Below are 7,137 nucleotides of genomic sequence, written 5' to 3' on the forward strand. Positions count from 1 at the left end.
CGGTAGAGCTCCAGGAGGCGCTTCTTGAAGGCCGGGACGAGCACGAAGAGCGTGGCCGCCAGGAGCCCCGAGAAACCCAGCACCAGGGCCGCCAGCTGCGGGCTGTAGAGGAAGAGCACCGGCACGAAGATCAAAAGCGCCAGGCCGTCGAGCAGCGTGAAAAAGAGCCGCCCCGTGAGGAATTCCCGCAGCGCCCCGGCCTGCTGCATGTGCTGGATGAGCGCCCCGGCGTGGCTCTGCCCGAAGAAGCCCAGGGGCAGGCTGAGCAGCCGGGCGAAGGTCCGCGAGGCCACCCGCGCGTCGATGCGCGCCGTGGCGTGCTGCATCACGAAGCCGCGCAGGAACGAGAAGCCCGCTTCGAAGGCCAGGGCCGCCGCCATGCCGAGGCTCAGCACCTGGAGCGTGGAGAGGCTCTTGTGCGCCAGCACCCGGTCGATGACGATCTGGAAATACATGGGCAGGGCCAGGGCCAGCACGGTCATCATGAGCGAGGCCAGGGCCACGTCCGCGAAGGAGCGCCCCTGGCGCAGGATTTCCGGCGCGAACCAGCGCAGGCCGAAGGGCTGGGCCTCGTCGCCCAGGCGGAAGCGCCGCTTGAGGAGCACCACGCGCCCGTCCCAGCGGGCCAGGAAGTCCGCCATGGGCCAGGTGTCCTGGCGCGGCGGCTGGCGGCGCGGGTCCACCAGGACAGCCCCGCGCTCCGGGTCGATCCCGGCCAGCACCGCCACGGCGCCCTCCCGGAGCACGACGAGCGCGGGCAGGGCCTCGGCCAGGCCGGGCAGTTCCTCGGGAGCGCAAGCGCGGACCTGGGCCTTGAGCCCTTCCTCACGGGCCAGTTCGGCCAGCTCTTCCGGGGTGGGCTCGCGCTCCTCCAGGGCGTGGGCGCGGGCCAGGGACTCGGGGGAGAGCTCCAGGCCGTGGCGCGCCGCCGCCAGGGCCAGGGCGCGCAGCCCCGTGCGCGGCCGGGCCGGGCCAGGAGCAGGGCCTTGCCGGACCAGCTGCGCTCCAGGGCCTGGCGTTCCAGCTCGAAAGGGCCGGAGACCCTGGCCAGGGGGTCGGCCAGGAGCACGCGTCCCTCGCCGCCCGGGGCGAAGCCCACCAGGGCCACGGTGTTGGCGTTTTCCAGGCGCAACAGGGCCGGGTAGTGCTCCAGGTCGGCCAGCTCCTCCCAGCGCAGCATGGCGGGCGCGGCCGTGAAGCCCGCCTCGCGCGCCATGGCGGCCAGGGTCTCCGGGGCGGGCTCCTGATCCGGGGAGAGGCCGTGGCGTTGCGCGGCCTCCTGCGGGTCGAAGGGCAGCCCGTGGGCGTCGGCGGCGGCCTTGAGGCAGGAAAGGGCGGTTTTCACGTCAGGGGGCGTCCGGCGGGCGCGACCCACCCGGCGTCGCCGGGCGGCAGTGCCGCCCGGCGCGGGGTCCGGGAAGAGGGGTGCGGTTTTTCAAGGCGTGGCCGTAACGGCGGGCGCTTCTCGCGGCTCCAGACAACAAGGGGCCTCGTTGCGGACCTTGCGCCTCAGACCTGGGCCAGGGCCGCGCGGTTGGGGTCGTTCTCGGCGGGCAGGAAGGCCAGCCCCGCCGTGGGCACGATGGAGCCCCGGAAGGCCAGCAGCTCCACGCCCTGGATGGTGGACGAACCCTCCAGCCCGGAGACGACGTTCTTGCCGCCCAGGTTGAGGAAGCTGTAGTCGGTCCGGTCCGCCGGGAAGGCCGCCGTGTCCAGGCCGGAGCCGCCCGAGAGGGTGGCGGACCCGGTGACGGGGACGAGCAGGTCGTTGCCGCGCCCGGAGGAGAGCAGCGCGCCGTTGCCGTTGCCCACGAGCACGTCGCCGCCGTCGCCGGTGTAGACCTGCACCACGTTGGTGTTCGCCCCGATGGTCAGGGGCGTGCCGCCGATGGAGCTCGGCATGCCGGGCAGGAGGTTCACGGTGCTGGCGTTGGTGACGGGCGAGGCGTTGAGCACGGTGGCCCCGGAGGAGTCGTTCAGCACGGTGCGGGCCGGATTCTGGGCGGCGTAGTAGGCGTACTCGTTGGTGTAGACGTAGGGGAGCGCTCCCGTGGAGCCCAGGAGCGTGAGCCCCACGGAATCGACCCGGCCCGAGGCCCCGTCGGCGGAATTGTCCTGGATGCTCAGGGTCCACGTCCCGGCGGACTTCTCGCCCAGGGAGTGGGTGCTGGACATGGAGAAGGGGTTGCTGGGGAAGGCCAGGGCCAGGGGCGTGTCCAGCAGGCTGGTCACCGTGCCCGAGGGGGAGGTGAGCAGGAACGACAGATTGGAGACGTTGGGGTGCTCCATGTCCAGGGTGACCTGCACGTCCTCGACGTTGAGGGCCTTGCTCACCTGGAAGCGGGTGACCACGGCCTGCCCGCCGTCCGGGAGGTTCTGGTTCACGGTGTTGGTGGCGCTCGTGCTCACGAGGTTGGCGGCGGTGTGCTGGCTGGTCCAGGTTTCGGCCAGGCGCACGGCGGCGAGGGCGTCCACGAGTCCGTAGCCCACGTCGTTGTTCACGTGCATGCCGCCGCCGTTCCAGTTGGAGGCGCCGTTGATGGTCCACTGGGAGGAGGTGTCGGTGTTGCGCGCTGTGAGGGCCAGGATGTCGGCCACGTCGCGGTAGCCGAGCCTGGGGTTGGCCTCCAGCATGAGCGCGGCCACGCCGGAGACCATGGGGGTGGCGGCGGAGGTTCCGCCGAATTCCATCGAATAGTCGCCGCCGGGCGCGCCGGATTCGGTGAGGCCCTTGCCGATGAGGGCGGTGGTGGTGATGTTGCCTACGCGTTCCACCTCCACCAGGGCGCGGGCCTCGGGGGCGGTTTCGCCTTCTTCCTGGGAGTCGGGCACGCCGTCGCCGTCGGTGTCCACGTTCTGGTAGATGATGTTCTGGGTGGGGCCTGCCACCAGGATGCTGGCCCCGGGCGTGCTGTAGGAGGCCGTGGCCCCCGTGTGGGCGATGCCGGCCACGGTGATGATGGAGGGGGTGTTGGCGAGGTTGGAGAGGTTGGTGTCGTCGCCCTCGAGGCGGTTGTTCCCTGCCGCGAAGGTGATCACCACGCCCAGGCCGTCGCGTCCGTTGGCGACGGCGTTGGCGATGCCTTCGGCCGCGCCTTTGTTGTCGGGGTCGTTGAAGTTGGTGAAGATGTTGGAGATGCCCCAGCTGTTGCTGGAGATGTCGAGGTTCTGGGCGGCGAAGTCGTAGGCGGCCTTGAGGTCGTCGGGGTATTGGTTGTGCACCGACAGGTCCAGGTAGACCGAACCGAGCGTGGCGCCGCGGGCCACGCCCGTCAGGCCGATGCCGTTGTTGGGCGTGGCGGCGATGACGCCCGCGACGTTGTTGCCGTGGTCCTCGCTGTCCGTGGTGGGCTGGCCGTCCCCGAAGGGCTGGGCGGACGTGAAGAGCGCGGGGTTGATGTTGGCCGCGAGGTCTGGGTGGTTCTTCTCCACGCCCTGGTCGTAGACGCCCACCGTGACGCCCCGGCCGGTGTAGTCCGGCCAGACCTGGAGGACGTTGAGGTCGATGCCCGGCGTACCGCCGGACTGGCCGGTGTTCTCGATGTACCATTGGGTCGGGAACAGGGGATCGTTGACCGGGGTAGCCATGAGTGCCTGCCTTGGTCGGAGGTGAAGCTATTGCGGTGTCGCCGTTCTTTCCCCTCATAGCGAAGACAGGGAAGATCGCAAGACCTATTTGGGGGGGCGCAAGGTTCAGGCGAAGTTCGGGCTCACGGGCGGAGCGCCTGCGCCGCCCGCCTGGGGCAGCTCCTTCACGAGGCCGGACTTCTTGAGTTGCGCCATCACCTCGGCGAACTTGGCGTGCACCTCCAGGAAGCCTTCCACGGTCATCACCAGGCTCAGGTTGTGCTCCTGGCGCACCTCCTGGGCCATGTCCAGCCCGTAGAACCGGACGCGCACCGCGCCCTTGCTGAACCCCGCCCCGAGAACGCCGTCCACGAAAACGTCTTTCATGCCTCGTCCGCCTCCTGGCCGGTCTGGCCCGGCCGGTCCTGGCCCCGCCGGGGCCTTGCGTTGCCCATCGCGGATCGCCCCGGGACGCGAAGCGCCCTCCCGCGTTCCCCGGGGAGCGCGGCTCCGGTGTTGCGATCCTGCGCACCATGAACCTGTCGGTGCAAGGACAACAAAGTGTTTGGGCCGCCCGCCTCGGGACCCCGTCCGACAGGATACTCGAGGCGCGCCACTACCCGTCGTGCTTGAGGATTTCGCGGCCCTCTCCGGGATAGACCCGCCGGTCCTCCGGGGACACGGGGGCGGGCGCGGGCCAGCGCCCGGTAACCGGATCAGGCCCCTCGCGCCCGGCGGGGGGCGGGTCGCGGTCGGCCATGCGGGGCTTTGCGCGCAGGTCCACCCCCGGCTGGGGCCAGCTGAACTCCACGGGAATGTTGTTGGGATCGAAGCTGTAGAGCGAGAGGATGAACCCGTGGTCCAGCACCTCCGAGGCCCAGCAGCCCGCCGCCTCCAGCCGCGCCTTGAGCTCGAAGAGGTCCTCGCGCTCCGCCACCCCGAACGAGACGTGGTCGAACCCCCAGGGACCCTTCACGGGCACGCCGTGGTCCTTGTCCGGCAGGGGGTCCACGCCGTTCCACTCGAAGAAGGCCACCATGTCCGTCTCCGAGACCTCCAGGAAATACTGGCGGTAGCCCGCGCGGCCCAGACCCGCCACCAGGCGCATGCCCAGGAGGTCGCGCCAGTAGCGCACCGTGGCCTCCATGTCGCGGGTGGCCATGGCAAGATGGTTGATGCCGGTGTAGCGGGGCATGGTTCCTCCCGTCGGGCTTACGCGGGCCAGTCCAGGCCCATGGCCGCCGGGTTGAGCGCGCCCGAGAAGGCCACCTCCGCCGCCCCGCGCAGGAAGATGCGCCCGCCTTCCAGACGCACGCCCAGCACCTCGCCGCCGGTGGTGGTCACGTCCACGTCGGTCCCGGCCAGGCCCAGGGCGTTGGCGATGGCCGCCGAGGCGCAGGCCCCGGTGCCGCAGGCGTAGGTTTCGTCCTCCACGCCGCGCTCATAGGTGCGCAGCGTCAGGCTGCCCCGGTCCCTCACCGTGACGAAGTTGGCGTTGGTCCCCTTGGGGGCGAAGGCCTCGTGCGTGCGGATGGCCCGGCCCAGGCGCTTCACGTCCAGCAGCGACACGTCGGCGGAGAAGACCACCGCGTGGGGCACGCCCGTGTTCACGAAGTGCACCTCCAGGCGCTCGCCGTCCACGTCCAGGGTCATGCCGGCGCGCAGGTCCCCGGGTTCGGTGAGCCGTACGCGCACCTGGCCGTCGCCCAGCACCTCGGCCTCCACGGGGCCGGCGTCCGTGCCAAGCACCATCCGCTCCGGGGCCATGCCCAGCAGGCAGGCCAGCTTGGCCGCGCAGCGCGCCCCGTTGCCGCACATCTCCGCCCGGGAGCCGTCGGCGTTGTAGAAATCCCACACCACGTCCAGGCCGGATCCGGCGGGCGCGGCGTTCAGGAAGATCAGGCCGTCCGCGCCCACGCCGAAGCACTTGCGGCACACCTTGCGCGCCCACTCGGCCATGGCCTCGCGCGGCACGTTGAGCGCCCTGTTGTCGATCACCACGAAATCGTTGCCGCAGCCCTGCATCTTATGGAAGGCCACGCCCTTGCCCAGGCGGGATTCGCAGACCATGAAAGACTCCTTCGGTGTTGTGCGCCGAACCTATCAAAGGACGGCCCCGCAGGGAAGCGCCGCCGATCCCCCCTGCCCCGGGGGGCGCGCGGCCCGCCTTTTGCTCTGATGCCTGCGGACGCTTCGCGTGGGGAAATTGTTGCCCACCGAGACAACCGCAGGAGCACTACCATGAACCCACTCCTTATTGCAGGCGCGACAACGGCGCTCTCCTTCGCCAAGGATCTGTTCTCCGGAGGCCTCTCCAACCCCCAGGCCAAGGCTGCCGAGGCGGCAAAAAAAGCCGCCGCCGAGTTCTCCAAGAACCTGGAGACCCAGAAGGCCCTCCAGGCGCAGCAGGCCCAGCAGGGCAAGGTGGACGAAGAGTCCCGCCTGGCCAAGCCCATGGGCGCAGAAGCCCAGACCGTGGCCCTGGAAGCCTTCAACGCCCGGCAGGAGAACATCACCCGCCGCCTGGAGAAGAACGTCGCCCAGGGACGACTGACCCCCGAGGACGCGGAGAATATCCGCAGCCTCCAATTGGCCGCCCAGTCCACCCTGGACAGCGCACTGTCCGACGGAAAGCTCTCCTTCGGCGAGTTCCGCCAGGTGAGCACCTCCATCGACCAGGCAAGCCGCCAAATGGCTTCTTACCGCATCCAGCAGGCCCAGTTCGCCTCGCCTGCCGCCGCGGACCGCCAACCCGTGAACGTCACGGCCTGATCGAACGGGAGACGCCATGTACTCCTCTTCCTCGTCCCTTTCCGGCCTGGACGTCTCGGCCTACTTCAAGGACATCATCGCCTCGCGGCAGGACCGCCAGGACGAACGCCTCGAAGACGCCGACCTCTCCAAACTCTCGGAAAAGGACAAGAAGCGGCTCGCGGACCAGGACAAGGCCACCGACGAACTCATCGCCAAGGCCCTCGCGGACAAGTCCGTCACCCGCGAAGAGTACGACAAGATCATGAAGGCCCTGGACGCCCAGAACACCCTTCTCGATCGGCTCGTCCCCGACAAGACCAAGAAAGACAACCTCAAGGCCATGGGCAACGCCACGCCCATGCAAAACCAGGACATGGCCCTGGCCATGATCCAGAAAAACCTCGACAAGGCCGAAAAAGCCATCGAGGACGGCTTGAAATCCGGCAAGATCGACGCCCAGGAAAAGAAGAAACTCGACGAGTCCCTCGCCAAGACCCGCGAACTCCTCGACAAAGCCCTCGAAGACGGCTCCATCTCCAAAGGCGAATTCTCCAAGATATCCACGTCCGAAAGCCAACTGCTGCGCACAGCCAACACCTACTCGCGCAACCGACGCTACGCGCGCTCCTCCCTGAGCGACGCCGGGCTCGCACTGGACACCACCGCCTAGGCTGCCCGGAAGAGCGGATCGCCGTCCGCCACGCCCCCCCGCAACCCCGCCGCCCCGCGATCGCTTCGCTGGCGCAGGCGGGGTTGCGGCGTTGCGCGAATTCCCGCGCGACAGGCGGCGCAGCCGCAAGGGTCTTGCCAGCCGGA

General features: G+C 69.6%; 8 protein-coding genes. 3 read left to right on the forward strand and 5 right to left on the reverse strand.

Going from position 1 to position 7,137, the window contains the following annotated elements:
- Nucleotides 1–998 (reverse strand): ABC transporter transmembrane domain-containing protein (locus tag ACV4UX_RS15960; RefSeq protein ID WP_491594280.1); only part of this gene is annotated, 998 nt, incomplete at its 3' end.
- Between ACV4UX_RS15960 and ACV4UX_RS15965 the strand changes: the two genes are divergently transcribed.
- A complete protein-coding gene (locus ACV4UX_RS15965) occupies nt 879–1,145 on the forward strand; it encodes a hypothetical protein (RefSeq protein WP_491594273.1) in 267 nt (88 codons plus the stop codon). The two genes, ACV4UX_RS15960 and ACV4UX_RS15965, sit on opposite strands and share 120 nt — an antisense overlap.
- Nucleotides 1,146–1,509: 364 nt before the next feature.
- Here ACV4UX_RS15965 and ACV4UX_RS15970 read toward each other — a convergent pair whose 3' ends face one another.
- From ACV4UX_RS15970 to dapF, 4 genes are all read right to left on the reverse strand, one after another.
- The gene (locus ACV4UX_RS15970) at nt 1,510–3,588 is read right to left on the reverse strand and encodes a S8 family serine peptidase (protein WP_491594274.1); all 2,079 of its coding nucleotides are present in this window, start codon (nt 3,586–3,588) and stop codon (nt 1,510–1,512) included.
- A 105-nt stretch (nt 3,589–3,693) separates the two neighbouring features.
- Nucleotides 3,694–3,954 (reverse strand): hypothetical protein, encoded by a 261-nt coding sequence (locus ACV4UX_RS15975; RefSeq protein ID WP_491594275.1) that lies wholly within the window; start codon nt 3,952–3,954, stop codon nt 3,694–3,696.
- Between the two features lie 229 nt (nt 3,955–4,183).
- The gene (locus ACV4UX_RS15980) at nt 4,184–4,762 is read right to left on the reverse strand and encodes a VOC family protein (protein ID WP_491594276.1); all 579 of its coding nucleotides are present in this window, start codon (nt 4,760–4,762) and stop codon (nt 4,184–4,186) included.
- A gap of 17 nt (nt 4,763–4,779) precedes the next feature.
- Complete coding sequence (dapF, locus tag ACV4UX_RS15985) at nt 4,780–5,637, reverse strand: diaminopimelate epimerase (protein ID WP_491594277.1); 858 nt, start codon at nt 5,635–5,637, stop codon at nt 4,780–4,782.
- Between the two features lie 171 nt (nt 5,638–5,808).
- Here dapF and ACV4UX_RS15990 point away from each other — a divergent pair, with 171 nt between their 5' ends.
- Both ACV4UX_RS15990 and ACV4UX_RS15995 read left to right on the forward strand, forming a co-directional pair.
- Complete coding sequence (locus ACV4UX_RS15990) at nt 5,809–6,339, forward strand: hypothetical protein (protein ID WP_491594278.1); 531 nt, start codon at nt 5,809–5,811, stop codon at nt 6,337–6,339.
- 16 nt (nt 6,340–6,355) lie between these two features.
- A complete protein-coding gene (locus ACV4UX_RS15995) occupies nt 6,356–6,991 on the forward strand; it encodes a hypothetical protein (RefSeq protein WP_491594279.1) in 636 nt (211 codons plus the stop codon).
- Nucleotides 6,992–7,137 lie beyond the last annotated feature (146 nt).

It is taken from the genome of Fundidesulfovibrio sp. (assembly GCF_058402725.1).

Excerpts from the sequence above, each read along its gene's own strand:
- ACV4UX_RS15990 (WP_491594278.1), top strand. The coding sequence starts at position 5,809 with ATGAACCCACTCCTTATTGCAGGCGCGACAACGGCGCTCTCCTTCGCC.
- ACV4UX_RS15995 (WP_491594279.1), top strand. The coding sequence starts at position 6,356 with ATGTACTCCTCTTCCTCGTCCCTTTCCGGCCTGGACGTCTCGGCCTAC.
- ACV4UX_RS15975 (WP_491594275.1), bottom strand. The coding sequence starts at position 3,954 with ATGAAAGACGTTTTCGTGGACGGCGTTCTCGGGGCGGGGTTCAGCAAG.
- ACV4UX_RS15980 (WP_491594276.1), bottom strand. The coding sequence starts at position 4,762 with ATGCCCCGCTACACCGGCATCAACCATCTTGCCATGGCCACCCGCGAC.
- dapF (WP_491594277.1), bottom strand. The coding sequence starts at position 5,637 with ATGGTCTGCGAATCCCGCCTGGGCAAGGGCGTGGCCTTCCATAAGATG.
- ACV4UX_RS15970 (WP_491594274.1), bottom strand. The coding sequence starts at position 3,588 with ATGGCTACCCCGGTCAACGATCCCCTGTTCCCGACCCAATGGTACATC.